The 14022-nt window shown below is 70.3% G+C and carries 19 protein-coding genes and 1 tRNA gene; 3 read left to right on the top strand and 17 right to left on the bottom strand.

Annotation, left to right across the window (positions count from 1 at the left end):
- Positions 1-77: 77 nt before the first annotated feature.
- The 4 genes from G6N30_RS02255 to G6N30_RS02240 are packed head-to-tail and all read right to left on the bottom strand — an operon-like array spanning position 78 to position 3323.
- The gene (locus tag G6N30_RS02255) at positions 78-1067 is read right to left on the bottom strand and encodes a LacI family DNA-binding transcriptional regulator (RefSeq protein WP_134059471.1); all 990 of its coding nucleotides are present in this window, start codon (positions 1065-1067) and stop codon (positions 78-80) included.
- Positions 1068-1071: 4 nt separating this feature from the next.
- Positions 1072-2400 carry an MFS transporter gene (locus G6N30_RS02250; protein WP_134059451.1) on the bottom strand — a complete coding sequence of 443 codons (1329 nt, stop codon included), beginning with the start codon at positions 2398-2400 and terminating at the stop codon, positions 1072-1074.
- 46 nt (positions 2401-2446) lie between these two features.
- The gene (locus G6N30_RS02245; RefSeq protein WP_134059448.1) at positions 2447-2914 is read right to left on the bottom strand and encodes a DUF309 domain-containing protein; all 468 of its coding nucleotides are present in this window, start codon (positions 2912-2914) and stop codon (positions 2447-2449) included.
- Positions 2901-3323, bottom strand: coding sequence for a DoxX family protein (locus G6N30_RS02240; protein ID WP_134059445.1), 423 nt, complete (start codon positions 3321-3323; stop codon positions 2901-2903). Before G6N30_RS02240 ends, G6N30_RS02245 begins: the two co-directional genes overlap by 14 nt.
- A gap of 150 nt (positions 3324-3473) precedes the next feature.
- Here G6N30_RS02240 and G6N30_RS02235 point away from each other — a divergent pair, with 150 nt between their 5' ends.
- Positions 3474-3692 carry a hypothetical protein gene (locus G6N30_RS02235; protein ID WP_163687344.1) on the top strand — a complete coding sequence of 73 codons (219 nt, stop codon included), beginning with the start codon at positions 3474-3476 and terminating at the stop codon, positions 3690-3692.
- Between the two features lie 19 nt (positions 3693-3711).
- Here G6N30_RS02235 and G6N30_RS02230 read toward each other — a convergent pair.
- Positions 3712-3795: transfer RNA gene (locus G6N30_RS02230), tRNA-Leu, on the bottom strand.
- Positions 3796-3869: 74 nt separating this feature from the next.
- On the opposite strand from G6N30_RS02230, the gene G6N30_RS02225 reads away from it, so the two are divergent.
- Positions 3870-4253 carry a hypothetical protein gene (locus tag G6N30_RS02225; protein ID WP_134059439.1) on the top strand — a complete coding sequence of 128 codons (384 nt, stop codon included), beginning with the start codon at positions 3870-3872 and terminating at the stop codon, positions 4251-4253.
- Positions 4250-4609 carry a DUF3817 domain-containing protein gene (locus G6N30_RS02220; protein WP_134059436.1) on the top strand — a complete coding sequence of 120 codons (360 nt, stop codon included), beginning with the start codon at positions 4250-4252 and terminating at the stop codon, positions 4607-4609. The genes G6N30_RS02225 and G6N30_RS02220 overlap by 4 nt, the downstream gene beginning before the upstream one ends.
- Here G6N30_RS02220 and G6N30_RS02215 read toward each other — a convergent pair.
- From G6N30_RS02215 to clpS, 12 genes are all read right to left on the bottom strand, one after another.
- On the bottom strand, positions 4587-6509 hold the full coding sequence (locus tag G6N30_RS02215) for an MFS transporter (RefSeq protein ID WP_134059433.1): 1923 nt from the start codon (positions 6507-6509) through the stop codon (positions 4587-4589). The genes G6N30_RS02220 and G6N30_RS02215 overlap by 23 nt on opposite strands.
- Before the next feature lie 52 nt (positions 6510-6561).
- On the bottom strand, positions 6562-7176 hold the full coding sequence (gene rdgB, locus G6N30_RS02210) for an RdgB/HAM1 family non-canonical purine NTP pyrophosphatase (protein WP_134059430.1): 615 nt from the start codon (positions 7174-7176) through the stop codon (positions 6562-6564).
- 5 nt (positions 7177-7181) lie between these two features.
- Positions 7182-7964: a ribonuclease PH gene (gene rph / locus G6N30_RS02205; protein ID WP_134059427.1), complete on the bottom strand. Its 783-nt coding sequence runs from the start codon at positions 7962-7964 to the stop codon at positions 7182-7184.
- Between the two features lie 25 nt (positions 7965-7989).
- Positions 7990-8763, bottom strand: coding sequence for a cyclic nucleotide-degrading phosphodiesterase (locus tag G6N30_RS02200; RefSeq protein ID WP_134059424.1), 774 nt, complete (start codon positions 8761-8763; stop codon positions 7990-7992).
- A gap of 75 nt (positions 8764-8838) precedes the next feature.
- Positions 8839-9681, bottom strand: coding sequence for a glutamate racemase (gene murI, locus G6N30_RS02195; protein WP_134059421.1), 843 nt, complete (start codon positions 9679-9681; stop codon positions 8839-8841).
- Complete coding sequence (locus tag G6N30_RS02190; RefSeq protein ID WP_134059418.1) at positions 9678-10367, bottom strand: rhomboid family intramembrane serine protease; 690 nt, start codon at positions 10365-10367, stop codon at positions 9678-9680. Before G6N30_RS02190 ends, murI begins: the two co-directional genes overlap by 4 nt.
- Entirely contained in the window at positions 10358-11329 is a 972-nt protein-coding gene (locus G6N30_RS02185; protein WP_134059415.1) for a PLP-dependent cysteine synthase family protein, read from the bottom strand. The genes G6N30_RS02190 and G6N30_RS02185 overlap by 10 nt, the downstream gene beginning before the upstream one ends.
- A gap of 2 nt (positions 11330-11331) precedes the next feature.
- The gene (locus G6N30_RS02180) at positions 11332-11613 is read right to left on the bottom strand and encodes a MoaD/ThiS family protein (RefSeq protein WP_134059413.1); all 282 of its coding nucleotides are present in this window, start codon (positions 11611-11613) and stop codon (positions 11332-11334) included.
- Between the two features lie 20 nt (positions 11614-11633).
- Complete coding sequence (locus tag G6N30_RS02175) at positions 11634-12047, bottom strand: M67 family metallopeptidase (protein ID WP_134059410.1); 414 nt, start codon at positions 12045-12047, stop codon at positions 11634-11636.
- Positions 12048-12057: 10 nt separating this feature from the next.
- A complete protein-coding gene (locus tag G6N30_RS02170; protein ID WP_134059408.1) occupies positions 12058-13095 on the bottom strand; it encodes a P1 family peptidase in 1038 nt (345 codons plus the stop codon).
- A complete protein-coding gene (gene aosR, locus G6N30_RS02165; RefSeq protein ID WP_134059405.1) occupies positions 13092-13679 on the bottom strand; it encodes an oxidative stress transcriptional regulator AosR in 588 nt (195 codons plus the stop codon). The genes G6N30_RS02170 and aosR overlap by 4 nt, the downstream gene beginning before the upstream one ends.
- A gap of 14 nt (positions 13680-13693) precedes the next feature.
- Positions 13694-14005 (bottom strand): ATP-dependent Clp protease adapter ClpS, encoded by a 312-nt coding sequence (gene clpS / locus G6N30_RS02160; RefSeq protein WP_134059402.1) that lies wholly within the window; start codon positions 14003-14005, stop codon positions 13694-13696.
- Positions 14006-14022 lie beyond the last annotated feature (17 nt).

Raw genomic sequence — 14022 nt, 5'->3', positions numbered from 1 at the left:
CGCCTCTCTGTACGCGGTAGGCAGCTTACACGCGTAAGCGTGGGCGGAAGCAACAATTTCGGGTTTGGATGTAACGCTCAGGTGGAGGCGCGCTGGATAAGCCGGGCGACCTTGCGGGTGCTGCGCTCGCGCTCGACCGGGTAGCCCAGCTCCGCCATCATCGCCGCCACCGCGACGTCCACGATCTCCTTGGCGTCGAACCCCACCGAGGTCAGCGGCGGTCCGCTCACCGCCCCGAGGGGTCGCGCGTCGACACCCATCACGGCCAGGTCCGCCGGGCACCGCAGGCCGGCTTCCCGCAGCCCGTGCAGCACCACGAACGCTGTCTCGTCGCTCTGGGCACACACCGCCGTGACACCCTGTTCCACCCACCGGCTCACCACCGTCACGGCGTCGGTGCCGTCGGTCGCCACGGTGCCGACCGCGAGCTCCGGCAGCCCGCGGCCCTGGGCGGCCACCTGCAATCCGGCCAGCCAGTAGTCGCCCAGCGGCCGGAGCTTGCCGATGTCGGAGTAGGCGAACGCGAGCCGGCGGTGGCCCCGGTCGACCAGGTGGGCGATGCGCAGCTCACCGATGGACAGGTGCAGATCGCCCAGCGCGTGCAACTGTGCGCTGCCCACATGGATCTGCGGGATGCCCGCGGCGTCGGCGGCGGCCAGCGCCGCACCGGTCAGCGGGAACACGCTGGTGACGGCGATCGGGTTGAGGTCGTTGATCGCGTCGACGACGTTGCGGTCGTCGTCGGTCTCGAACTGCAGTGACAGCACGATGCCGTGGCGGGCCAGCGCCGTGGTCAGCCTGCTGCCCACCTCCATCGGCAGTTCACCGAGTGCGATCCGCGGCACGATGTAGAGCACGACGCCGCTGCCGCCGACGGCCAGGTTGCGCGCCGCGAGGTTCGGCCGGTAGCCCAGGGTCTCGGCGGCCTTGCGCACCGCATCGCGGGTCCGCGGGGAGATGCGCTGACTCTCGACGTTGTTGAGGACGTAGCTGACGGTCGCCGTCGACACGTTGGCCAGCCGGGCCACGTCGGCCTTGGTCGGCCTCGTCGCTCCCCTACCGTTCACCAGCTCATCGTCGCACGTCAGCGCCCGCTGTCCCGGCCAGCGGCCGGCCGGCGGACTCCCGCAGCGTCAACAGCGTCGCGAGCGATACCACCGCGGCGACGACGAGGTACAGCGCCGGGGCGAGGTTGTTGTCCGTCGTCGCGGTCAGCCACGTGACGACGTACGGGGTGGTCCCACCGAAGGCCGCCACCGAGACGTTGTAGCCGATGGAGAAGCCGCTGTAGCGGACTCGGGTGGCGAACAACTCGACGCCGGCGGTGACGGCGGTGGACACGTACACCGATTCGATGGCCGCCAGCACGCAGTGCGCGGTGATCGCCGCGGCGAGCGAACCCGACGTCAGCAGCAGGAACAGCGGGTAGGCCAGCACCACGAACGCGGCCGCACCACCGATCAGCAGCGGCCGCCTCCCGATGCGGTCCGACAGCGCCGCCAGCGGCAGGATCAGCACCAGTGCGACGAGGCTGGCCAGTGACATCGAGACGAACGACGCCGTCTTGCCGAACTCCAGGGTCTTGATGAAGTACGTCGGCAGGAACGTGAACACCACGTAGTAGCCGACGTTGAAGACGATGAACAGCCCGATCACCTGCAGGATCGGCCGCCACGCCGTGGTGGCCGCCTCGCGCAGCGGCGACGATGCGACGCGGTCGGTCTCGGCGAGCGCGGCGAACTGGGGGGTGTCGTCGAGGCGCAGCCGGATGTAGAGGCCGACCAGACCCAGCGGCGCGGCGATCAGGAACGGGATGCGCCAGCCGTAGCTGTCCATCGCCGACGCGGGCAGCAGCGCCTGCAGCACGGTGACCGTCACCGAGCCGAGCAGGAATCCGACGACGCCGGACCAGGCGATGAACGTGACCGTCAGACCGCGGTTGCGGTCGCGCGCGTACTCGGCGAGATATACCGCGCCGCCGCCGTATTCGCCGCCGGCGGAGAACCCCTGCAGGCATCGCAGGAACAGCAGCAGCAGTGGGGCGGCGACGCCGATGCTCGCGTAGGTGGGCAGCAGACCGATACCGAGCGTGGCCGCCGACATCAGCAGGATCACCACGGCCAGCACGCGTTGCCGGCCGATGCGGTCACCGAGCGGACCGAAGACGAAACCGCCCAGCGGCCGCATGAAGAATGCCGCGGCGAAGATCGCGAACGTGTTCAGCAACGCGGCGGTGTCGTTGCCCGCCGGGAAGAACTTGGCGGCGATGTAGGTCGCGAGGAAGCCGTAGATCGCGAAGTCGAACCACTCGACCGCGTTACCGATCGACGCGCCGGTGATCGCCTTCCGGATGGCCGCGGGCGCGGCGGGATGGGCGGTCGCGGACATCTGACTCTCCATGGCGAGAGGGAGCCTATCGCTTATCCGCGTAAGTGGGTGGCGGTTTTCAGCGCGTGAGCTTCGGCTGCAGCCGGTCGGCCGTGATCTCGCGGCCCGCCCCCAGATCCGACTCCAGTGCCCCGGCGTAGCCGACGAGCCCGGCCAGGTCGACGCCGTAGCGCGCCGGCGCCGCCGACAGTTGCGACGCCGCGCGGCGCAGCAGCGCCGCGGCGCCCGCGACGTTGCCACGCTGGATGTGGGTGATGCCGACCATGAGCTGGGCCAGGCCCTGCCACAGCGGACGCTCGTCGTCGGGTCCGTCCTTCCACGCCGCCTCGAGCACCTCGTGGGCGTGGAAGGCGCGGCCGCCATCGAGGAGTCGTTGGGCGTAGTCGAGCGACTCGGCCGGCGGCAGGTGCAGATCGTCGGGTATGCGGTCGACACCCTCGCTGCCCGGCGGGAGCGGGCGGCCCAGCGCGTCGCGCGGGCGGCTGTTGCGGGGCCTGCCGGCCTCGTCGCGATCACGCTCGGGCATGCGAATCCTCCTTCGACCGGCGCCAGGCCGCCCACGCGCCCGTCGACCACAGGGCCCACACCACGAGGACGGGCTGGAAGAGCAGCCGCACGGCCCGGTCGCGGTCGGAGTCCAGGCCGAAAGCGTCGGTGTGGGTGAGGAACTGGGAGATGTTGCCGGGGAAGACGAGCACGAAGAACGCGGCGGTGATCCAGCCCAGGGGCACCCGCCACCGGTGCAGCACGATCAGGGCCGCGCCGAGCGCGATCTCCATGACGCCCGAGGCGAGCACGACGAAGTCGGCGTCCAACGGCAGCCATGGCGGCACCTGCGCGTAGAACTCGGTGCGCGCGAACGTGAGGTGGGCGATGCCCGCGTACCCGAGCGCTGCGCCGAGGAGCACGCGGGCAACGAGGCGAAGCGATGTCACCAGGCCATGGTGCCTGCCCGGTACACGAAGCGCGGGTGGAGGGACGCGAACAACCCCGAGCAGGTCATGGAACTGGAGTCCGCGACCGGCCTAGACTGGCTGCACACCTGGCGTTTTGAGCCGGGTGAGCACCAGGAGGAGGTGTGTGCCATGAAGAAGATCCTCGTCACCTTGGCCATGCTCGCGGTGTCGGCGGGAATGGCGCTCGCTGGAGCTGGAAGCGCCCAAGCCAACGACGACCCCGGCCTGTGCTGGAACGGCTGGATGTGGAGTGCCTGCGTGTCAGGACCAGGCTGGATCGACTGGAAACCGTGGAACCCCGGACATGGACCGTGGGATGTCCATCACGGCGGGAAGCACTGGAAGTAGCCAGCGCGTATCGAAGGAGTGCGGGCGGAGGGACTCGAACCCACACGCTCTTTCGAGCACCGGCACCTAAAGCCGGCATGTCTGCCAGTTTCATCACGCCCGCAGCGGAGTCATCATCGTACCGTCCGGGCCTTCGAGCGGTTCGTCGCCTCGAACACCAAGCGGTACCGTGGAGCCGTGTCCACTACACGCCGTAGGAGACCGGCGCTGATCCTGCTGGTGGTCGCGGCCGCCGCCGGCTGCCTCGCGCTGGCCTGGTGGCAGTGGACCCGCTGGGAGTCGACGTCGGGCTCGTTCCAGAACCTCGGCTACGCCCTGCAGTGGCCGATGTTCGCGGGCTTCTGCTTCTACGCGTACTACAAGTTCGTCCGCTACGAAGAGGCCCCGCCCGAACCGCGCGCCGCCGTCACCGAGATCCCCGCCGACCTGCTGCCCGAACGCGCGGCGCCGGCCCCCACCGCTGACGACGACCCCGCGCTTCGCGAATACAACGCCTACCTTGCTGACCTCGCCAGAGCCAACCGCGCCGAAGCCGACAACGAAGGCAGGACCCACCCATGACCGCACCGGAGACGAACGACACCGCGCCCGCCGGAGTGTCCACCGAGACGATCGCCAAGGCGGTCCGCAACTATCGCATCCTGGCCTGGGCCACCGGTATCTGGCTGATCGTGCTGTGCGCGGAGATGGTGCTCAAGTACATCGTCAAGGTGGACTGGCCGTTCCTGTGGCTAGTCGCCCCCATCCACGGCTGGGTGTACTTCGCCTATCTGCTGTTCACCGCCAACCTCGCGGTCAAGGTGCGCTGGCCCATCGGCAAGACCATCGGAGTGCTGCTCGCCGGCACGATCCCGCTGCTCGGCATCATCGTCGAGCATTACCAGAGCAAGAACCTCAAGGCGCGTTTCGGCCTGTGACCGTCGGCGCGCCCCGGCGCGCATCGTCGATGCCGTCGGTCAATCGCGTCACGTAACCGACCAGCGCCTGGACCTCCGCGGCGTCCCAGCCGTCGACCGCGCGGCGCAGCCCGTCGACCTTGTGTGACCGCTGGCGCCACAACCGCTCACGGCCGGTGCCGGTCAGCGTGAAACGCGGTGTGCGCCCCGACCACGCCGGCGCGCTGTCGTCGGCGACCGGTTCGACGAGGCCGTCGCGCAGCATCACGAACGCCTCGCTGCTGACGGTCGCGGCGTCCGCGCCCAGCGACGCGGCCATCTCCGCGATCGACGCGGGCCCGGTGGCGTCGAGGTGGGCCAGCAGCACGTAGGTGCGGCGGGTGAGGAAGTGCGTCGGCGCGGCGTCGGCGTACCCGCCCAACGCCGAATGCCGGTCCAGCCGCGTCAGCGCCGCCTCCAGGTCACCGACCGGGATCTCCTGCGCCGCCGGCACTCCCGCGCGCACCGCGGTGGGCTTGGGGATGGCCAGCGCGATCAGGCCCGCCACGCCCGCGGCGCATGCGGCGATGATCAGCGCGGTGTGGAAGCCCGCCAGCGAGGGAATGGCCCGCCCGGCGAACGAGGTGGTCATCCCGGCCAGCACCGCCCCCATCACCGCGCTGGAAACCGAGGTCCCCAACGAGCGCGCCAGCGCGTTGATGCCGTTGGCGGCCGCGGTCTCCGACACCGGAACGGCGGCGTTGATCAGCGCGGGCAGCGAGGCGAACGCGAACCCGACGCCGACACTGACCAGCACGTTGAGCACCAGCACCTCGACCGGGCTGTCCAGCAGCCACAGTCCGACCACGTACGAGACCGAGATGATCGCGCACCCGACGACGAGGGTGAACCGCGGTCCGGTGGCGGCGGCGATGCGGGCGGCGATCGGGGCGGAGACCATCATCGCCAGCCCGCCGGGTGCCATCCACAGCCCCGCGTGCAGCATCGACTGCCCGAGCCCGTACCCGGTCTGGGCCGGCAGTTCGAGCACCTGCGGCGCGACCAGCGACAGCGCGAACAGACCGAACCCCACACCGACCGACGCCAGATTGGTGGTCAGCACCGGCCGCCGGACCGTGGTGCGCAGATCGACGATCGGGGACGACGCCCGCAGCTGCCACCACCCGAACACCGCGAAGATCACCGGCGACGCGGCGAACAGGCTCAACGTCGTCGCACTGGTCCAGCCCCACGTCTGCCCCTTGGAGATGGCCAGCAGCAGCGTGGTCAGCCCGCCCGCCAGACCCACCGCGCCGAGCAGATCGACCCGTTCGGAGGACCGGGAGCCGACGGGCGGCACCAGCACGGCGAAGCAGATCAGCGCCGCCGCGCCCAGCCCGGCGGCGAACCAGAACAGCACGTGCCAGTTGAAGTTCTCCGCGATCACCGCCGACAGCGGAAGGCCGAGCGCACCGCCCACTCCGAGCGAGGCGCTCATGATGCCCATCGCCGACCCCACCCGATCGGCGGGCACGGCCGCGCGCAACACGCTGATCCCCAGCGGGATGATCGGCATCCCGAAGCCCTGCAGCCCGCGGCCGACGATCACCGGGATGAGCGAGGTGCTGACCGCGGCGATCACCGACCCCGCGGTGAGCAGCGCCGCGCAGGTGATCAGGACGGGCTTGGGACCGTAGATGTCACCGAGCCGCCCGAACAGCGGCGTCGCGACGGCCGCGGTGAGCAGTGTCGCGGTGATGGCCCAGGACGCGTTGGCCGGACCGGTGCGCAGCAGTGTCGGCAGTTCCGGGATCAGCGGGATGATCAACGTCTGCATCAACGACACGCTGATGCCGGCCGCCGCAAGGACCGCGATGAGCACATTGGGGCGCACGCGTGGCGCCACCGCCGCCTCTGTCGATTCCCCACCGTGCCGAGCCACGACGGGGATGCTACCCATTAGTTTGTCTATCTAAAACCTGCGCGGTGTGACGTCAGCCGCCGAGCGCGCGCAGCGTCGGGACCAGCTGCGCGAGCGCCCGCCCGCGGTGCGAGACGGCGTCCTTCTCGGCCGGGCTCAACTCGGCGGCGGTGCGCTCGGAGTCGTCGGGCAGGAAGACCGGGTCGTAGCCGAACCCGCCGTCGCCGCGCGGCGCCCGGACGATCGAGCCCCGCCACACGCCACGCACCACGACCTCCTGTGCGCCGTCGACCAACGCGCACGCGGAGACGAAGCCCGCGCCGCGGCGCTCGTCGGGCACGTCGCGAAGCTGTGCGAGCAGCAGCGCGGTGTTCGCGCCGTCCTTTTCGGCGGCCTCACCGGCGAAACCCGCCCAGCGGGCCGACAGCACCCCGGGCATGCCGTTGAGCGCGTCGACCTCGAGCCCCGAATCGTCGGCGACGGTCGCGACACCGGTCGCGCGGTAGGCGTCGCGCGCCTTCGCCAGTGCGTTGTCCTCGAACGTGGCCCCGGTCTCCGGCGCCTCGTCGAAGGGGGCGACGTCGTCGAGTGACAGCAGGTTGAGCCCCGACACTCCGGCGGCGTCGAGCACCCGGTGCAGTTCGGCCAGCTTCTTGCGGTTACGCGTGGCCACCAGCACGTCGACCAACACCGTCAGCTTCCGAACGCCTTCTTCGGCGGCGACGTCGGCTCCGGCAGCACACCGGGGTACGGCGCGTCGAGGGCTTCGCGCTGGACGACGAACAACTGCTCGCACGACGCCATCGCGAGGTCGAGCAGCTTGTCGAGCGTCGAGCGCGGGAACGTCGCCCCCTCGCCGGTGCCCTGGATCTCCACCAGCGTGCCGGTGTCGGTGGCGACGACGTTCATGTCGACCTCGGCGCGCGAATCCTCGGTGTACGGCAGATCCACGCGCACCCGGCCGTCGACGACGCCCACGCTGACCGCCGCGATCGCACACGACAGCGGCCGCGGATCGGACAGCTTCCCGGCCGCGGCGAGGTAGGTGACCGCATCGGCCAGTGCGACGTAGGCGCCGGTGATCGCCGCGGTACGGGTGCCGCCGTCGGCCTGGAGCACATCGCAGTCGACCGCGATCGTGTTCTCCCCCAACGCATTCAGATCGATGCAGGCGCGCAGCGACCGGCCGATGAGCCGGCTGATCTCCTGGGTGCGGCCACCGACGCGGCCCTTGACCGATTCGCGGTCGGAGCGGTCGTGGGTCGCGGCGGGCAGCATCGCGTACTCGGCGGTGAGCCAGCCCTGCCCCGAACCCTTACGCCAGCGCGGCACCCCTTCGGTGACGCTGGCCGTGCACATCACCCGCGTCTCGCCGAACTCGACCAGGACCGAACCGGCCGGGTGCGAGGTGAAACCGCGCGTGATGCGCACCGGACGCAACTCGTCGTCAAGCCGGCCGTCTTCTCGTCTGGACACGCGCCAACCCTAACCGGTGGCCCGATCAGCGCCGGGTGACGTCGAACGATTCGTTGCACACGACCGCGTGCACCGGACCGTCGAACTCCGCCTTCGCCTCGCTGATCACGTCCTCACGCGAGGTCCACGGCGGGATGTGGGTGAGCAGCAGTTCCCCGACCCCGGCCAGCGCCGCCACCCGGCCGGCCTCGGTTCCCGACAGGTGCAGTTTGGGCGGCCGGTCCGGCGAATGCGTCCACGACGCCTCGCACAGGAACACGTCGGCGCCGCGCGCGAGTTCGATGAGCGGATCGCAGAACCCGGTGTCGCCGCTGTAGACGAAGGTGGCGCCGGACGGATCGGTCAGCCGCATGCCGTAGGACTCGGTCGGATGGCACACCAGCCTGGGCAGCACCGACAGCGAGCCGATCTGCACCGCCTGATTGTCCGACCAGTGCCGGACCTCGAAGATGTCGGAGATGTCGTCGATCTCCCCGCCCTCGGGCGACGACGCGGCACCCAACCGGGCCCACGTGTTGGCCGGGCCGTAGAGCACGCCGCGGTCGGTGGCGGGGGTCGGGTGGTAGCGCCGCCAGACGAACAGCCCGGGCAGGTCCAGGCAGTGGTCGGCGTGCAGGTGGCTCAGCAGCACGTGCACCGCGTTGGGGTCGGCGTGCCGCTGCAGCGCACCGAGCACGCCCCCACCGAAATCGAGGACCAGCGGCGGGGTGTCGGGCGCGGTCACGAGGTACCCGGACGCCGGCGAATCAGGCCCGACAACACTGCCGGAGCAACCGAGTACGGTGATTCGCACGCCCACTAGCTTGCCATGCCCATTCCCCGGTTGACGAAAACATGGCCGGTTTGCCGTGCCCCGTCGCGGCCGCGGCAGCCGCTACGCGTCGACGCGGCGCTGAACCGGCCGGACCCCATTCAGACCGGGTCCGAGGAAGCGGGCCGCCAACGCGGTGAAAGCCTCTGGGTCCCCGGTGGATTCGAACACCCGGGTGGCCGGTGCGGGGTTCGGACCGTCCGGGTGCGGTGCCAGCAGGTCGAGTTCGGTGAGCACCCGCAGCAGGTCCTTGGCGGTCTCCTCGGCACTGGACACCAGCGTGACGTGATCGCCCATCGCCAGCTGGATGAGACCCGAGAGCATCGGGTAGTGCGTGCACCCGAGCACCAGGGTGTCGACGTCGGCGCGCTGCAGCGGTTCGAGATACCCCTCCGCGAGTCCGAGAACCTGGCGGCCGCTGGTGACGCCGCGCTCGACGAAGTCGACGAACCGCGGGCAGGCCACGCCGATCACCTCGATGTCCCGGGCGGCGGCGAACGCGTCCTGGTAGGCGCCCGACGCGATGGTCGCCGCGGTCCCGATCACCCCGATGCGGCCGTTGCGGGTGGTCGCGACGGCGCGGCGCACTGCGGGCAGGATCACCTCCACGACGGGCACCGGGGCGTAGCGCTCGCGGGCGTCGCGCAGACACGCCGCGGACGCGGTGTTACAGGCGATCACCAGTGCCTTGACCCCGCGATCCACGAGATCGTCGCCGATCGCGAGCGCGTGGGCGCGGACCTGCGGGATGGACAGCGGTCCGTACGGCCCGTTGCCGGTGTCGCCGACGTAGACGATGTCCTCGTCCGGCAGTTGGTCGATGACGGCCCGCGCCACGGTGAGCCCGCCGACGCCGGAGTCGAAGATCCCGACCGGCGCCAGCCGGGGGTCCGCCGGCTCCGTCACGAGGTCAGGTACGGCGGTGAGGTCCGCGACCGGCGCAGCTCACGCGCCTTGCGTTCCGGGCTGGACAGGACGTAGGCGGCGATCACCCCGGCGACGGCGCCGCACAGGTGTCCCTGCCAGGACACTCCCAACGTGCCGGGCAGCACGCCGAGCAGGATGCCGCCGTAGACGAACAGCACGATGACGCCGACGACGATCTCCCACACCTTGCGGGTGAAGAAGCCGAACACGAGCAGGAAGGTCAGCCAGCCGAAGATCAGCCCCGAGGCGCCGATGTGGTTGGTCTCGCATTGCACACCCACATAGGGGCAGTGCGCGCCGACGTTGCCGATCAGCCACGTCCCGAGCCCGCCGAGGATCCACACGATCGCGGTGGCATAGATGAACCGGGACAACCCGGCCAGCGTCATCAGGAAGCCGAGCACCAGGGCCGGGCCGGTGTTGGCGACGAGGTGCTGCCAGTTGGCGTGCAGCAGCGGCGCGACGAGGATCCCCCACAGACCGTCGGTCTCCAGCGGCCGGATGCCGTTGTCATCGAGGCGGTGCCCGGTCAGCGAATCGAACAGTTCGACGATGTAGAGCAGGACGACGAAGCTGACGATCGTGACACCGCCGACCACCCACACCGGCCGCTTCTGCTGCGGCGCCGGGAGGTTGGCGGGATATCCCGGGCCCGTCATGCCCATAGTTGCCCTTCCAACGCGTCTTCGGCGTCGTCCAGGCTACCGGCGTACGCGCCGGTCGACAGATACTTCCAGCCGGCGTCGCACACGGTGAACGCGATGTCCGCGCGCTCCCCCGCCTTCACGGCCTTGGCGGCCATCCCGAGCGCCGCGTGCAGGATCGCCCCGGTCGAGACACCGGCGAAGATGCCCTCGGTGGTGACCAGCTCGCGGGTCCGCTTTATCGCGTCGAACGAACCGACGGAGAACCGGGTGGTCAGCACGTCGGGGTCGTACAGCTCGGGGATGAAGCCCTCGTCGATGTTGCGCAGCGCGTAGACGCCTTCGCCGTAGCGCGGTTCGGCGGCGACGATCTGCACACCCGGCACGTTCTCGCGCAGGAACCGTCCGGTGCCCATCAGGGTTCCTGTGGTGCCGAGGCCGGCGACGAAATGGGTGATCTCGGGCAGGTCGGCGAGCAGTTCCGGGCCGGTCCCGTAGTAGTGCGCATCGGCGTTCGCGGGGTTGCCGTACTGGTAGAGCATCACCCACTCGGGGTTGGCCGCCGCGAGCTCCTTGGCGTGGGCGACCGCGGTGTTGGACCCGCCCTCGGCCGGCGAGAAGATGATGCGCGCGCCGTAGAGCTCGAGCAGCTGCCTGCGCTCGATCGAGGTGTTCTCGGGCATCACGCAGATCATCCGATAGCCCTTGAGCAGCGCGGCCATCGCCAGCGAGATGCCGGTGTTGCCGCTCGTGGGTTCCAGGATCGTCGCCCCGGGCTTCAGCAGCCCGTCGCGCTCGGCCTGTTCGATCATCCGCAGCGCGGGCCGGTCCTTGATCGAACCGGTCGGGTTGCGGTCCTCGAGTTTGGCCCACAGCCGCACGTGCGGCCCCTGCTCGTCGTCATCCCATCGCGGCGACAGCCGCGGGCAGCCGACCAGCGGGGTGTTGCCGAGGGCCTGCAGAACCGAGTCGTAGCGGGCCAAGATCAGCCGCCCGCCACGGCGGGCAGGATCGTCACCGAGTCGCCGTCGGAGATCGCGGTGTCCATACCGCCGGAGAAGCGGACGTCCTCGTCGTTGACGTAGATGTTGACGAAGCGCTGCAGCTTGCCCGGGTTGTCCTTGTCGACCAGCCGCTCGGAGATGCCGGCGTAGTTGGCCTCGAGGTCGCTGATCACGTCGGCGAGGGTGGCGCCGGACGCGCTGACGCGCTTCTCGCCCCCGGTGTGGGTGCGCAGGATGGTCGGGATGGAGACGGTGACGGACATGGGTTCGTCGTCCTTTCTTGTCAGTACTCGTCGACGATCGTGACGGGCTCTTCGGTCACCACGCCGTCGACGATGCGGTAACTGCGCAGTTCGTGCTGCTCCGGGTCGCGGGTCGACACCAGCACGTAGTGCGCGTCGGGTTCGGAGGCGTAGGAGATGTCGGTGCGGCTGGGGTACGCCTCGGTCGCGGTGTGCGAGTGGTAGATGATTATCGGGGCGTCGCCCGACTCCTCCAATGCGCGCCACACCTTGAGCTGTTCACCGGAGTCGAACCGGTAGAACGTCGGTGAACGTTCGGCGTTGAGCATGGCGATGTGCCGCTCCGGCCGGTCCGACCCCTCGGGTCCGGCGATGATGCCGCACGCCTCGTCGGGATGGTCGGCGCGGGCATGGGCGACCATGGCGTCGACCAGGTCGGCGCGAATCGTCAGCACGCAGCCCTCCTCACGGCATGTCCTGTTGCACTGCTCCGGGCAACAGGTCCCGATACGTCGGTATTCCGGCCGCCTGTTCGGCGGCCAGCACCCCGACCATCACCGCGCGGGCCAGACAGTCCGCCGCGGCCGCGCCGACCATGGTCAGCAGCGGCACCTCTGGGGACATCGAGGCCGGTGTGGTGGGGTCCGGCGGCACCTCGACCGCACCGGTGGCCAGTGCGAACACCGTATCGCCGTCGAGCGGGGTGTGACACGGCCGCAGCGTGCGGGCCAGTCCGTCGTGGGCGGCGACGGCCACCCGGCGACAGCCGGCCGGGCTCAACGCGGCATCGGTGGCGACCACGGCGATCGTGGTGTTGAGTGGGCCGAGCTCCCGGTGGCGGTCCGCGTAGGCCGCGATCTGGTCGGCCGGCGGCGTGACGAGCCCGAACTCGTGCTGGTACTCGGTCATCCACGGCAGTCCGGTGGCCGTGTCGAACGCCTCACCCGCGGCGTTCACCACCACCAGCGCACCGACCGTCGCCCCGCAATCCAGGACCGTCGAGGCCGTCCCGACGCCGCCCTTGAGCGCCCCCGCCCGCGCTCCGACCCCGGCGCCGACCGTCCCGACGGCGACCTCGACGCCGGCGCTCTCGGCGGCGGCGTAGCCGAAGTCCGCGGTCGGCCGGCACGCCCAGCCGCCGACCGGCAGGTCGAAGATCACCGCGGCGGGCACGATCGGCACCACCCCGCCGTCCATCGCGACGCCGCGCCCCCGCTGTTCGAGCCAGGTCATCACCCCATCGGCGGCGGCCAGTCCGTAGGCGCTGCCGCCGGTGAGCACGACGGCGTCGACGTGGCGCACCGAGTTGCTCGGATCGAGCAGATCGGTTTCGCGGGTGCCGGGGGCGCCGCCCCGGCCGTCGACGGCGCCGACGGTGCCGGGCGGGGTCAGCACCACGGTGGTGCCGGTGGCCCACCCGCTGCCCAGTTCGGCGTCGTCGTCGAGGCGGTCGTGGTGGCCGACACGGATCCCGGCGACGTCGGTGATCGACCCGGCGTTCACCGGAGCGGCTTCCCGACCAGGCTGAGCACCAGGTACTCCTGCAGCACCGTCAGCCACTGGTAGACGTCGACATGGCCGGCCATCGGATGGTCGGCGGGAACTCCGTCGGGCCCGGTGGACTCGATGTCGAGCATCGCGCCCAACGCCAGTCGGACGTCGTTGACCGCGGCGGCCCACGCGTGCGCATCGTCCTCGGTGAGCTCGAAGCGCCCGCCACCGGCCGGCACGGTGTCCAGTAGTCGTTGTGCCGCATCGCGTTTCGCGGCCAGGATCTCCGGTTCGTGCAGGCTGCGCAATGCGCTGTTGAGACTCTCGGCCGTCCCGGAGCCGGCCGGGTGGTCGGTGGCCGACCGGAAGAAGTCCGGAAGCAGCCGCTTCATCGTGGCATCCTGCGGCGGCGAGGAGTGCCCGGTCCTCATGCCGGTGATCTCCTCCAGTTCGTCTGCCGGAGCGGACGATTCACGTTCGTCGAGCATGCCCTTCACCGACGTCACCAGGCTCTGCAGCAGCGCGGCCTCGTGCGGCTCCAGCGCGGACCGGAACCTGGCACCGTCGGCGGTCTGCACACGCTTCCATTTGCGCACCCCAGCGGCCCCGGTCAGCGATCCTGCTGCATGGTCGCCCACAGCCCGGCGGCGTGCAGCTTCGACACGTCGACCTCCATGGACTCCCGGCTGCCCGCCGACACGACGGCCTTGCCCTCGTTGTGCACCTGGAGCATCAACTTCGTGGCATGCGGTTCGCTGTAGCCGAACAGCTTCTGCAGGACGTAGGTCACATAGGTCATGAGGTTCACCGGGTCGTCCCAGACGATGGTCACCCAGGGTGAGTCGGTGGCCTCGTCCTGATGCGGCACCGTGGCCACATCGCGCTGCTCGCGGGTCCCCGGGGCTTTCGCCGGTGTAACCATGTCGTCAGGATACCGGG

Source organism: Mycolicibacterium litorale, assembly GCF_010731695.1.
In the GTDB taxonomy this organism is placed as follows: domain Bacteria; phylum Actinomycetota; class Actinomycetes; order Mycobacteriales; family Mycobacteriaceae; genus Mycobacterium; species Mycobacterium litorale.
This window is presented reverse-complemented; position numbering and strand designations above follow the sequence as displayed.

Coding starts and splice junctions, on each gene's coding strand:
- G6N30_RS02250 (WP_134059451.1), bottom strand. CDS start 2,400: ATGGAGAGTCAGATGTCCGCGACCGCCCATCCCGCCGCGCCCGCGGCC.
- G6N30_RS02245 (WP_134059448.1), bottom strand. CDS start 2,914: ATGCCCGAGCGTGATCGCGACGAGGCCGGCAGGCCCCGCAACAGCCGC.
- G6N30_RS02235 (WP_163687344.1), top strand. CDS start 3,474: ATGAAGAAGATCCTCGTCACCTTGGCCATGCTCGCGGTGTCGGCGGGA.
- G6N30_RS02220 (WP_134059436.1), top strand. CDS start 4,250: ATGACCGCACCGGAGACGAACGACACCGCGCCCGCCGGAGTGTCCACC.
- G6N30_RS02190 (WP_134059418.1), bottom strand. CDS start 10,367: ATGGGCATGACGGGCCCGGGATATCCCGCCAACCTCCCGGCGCCGCAG.
- G6N30_RS02180 (WP_134059413.1), bottom strand. CDS start 11,613: ATGTCCGTCACCGTCTCCATCCCGACCATCCTGCGCACCCACACCGGG.
- clpS (WP_134059402.1), bottom strand. CDS start 14,005: ATGGTTACACCGGCGAAAGCCCCGGGGACCCGCGAGCAGCGCGATGTG.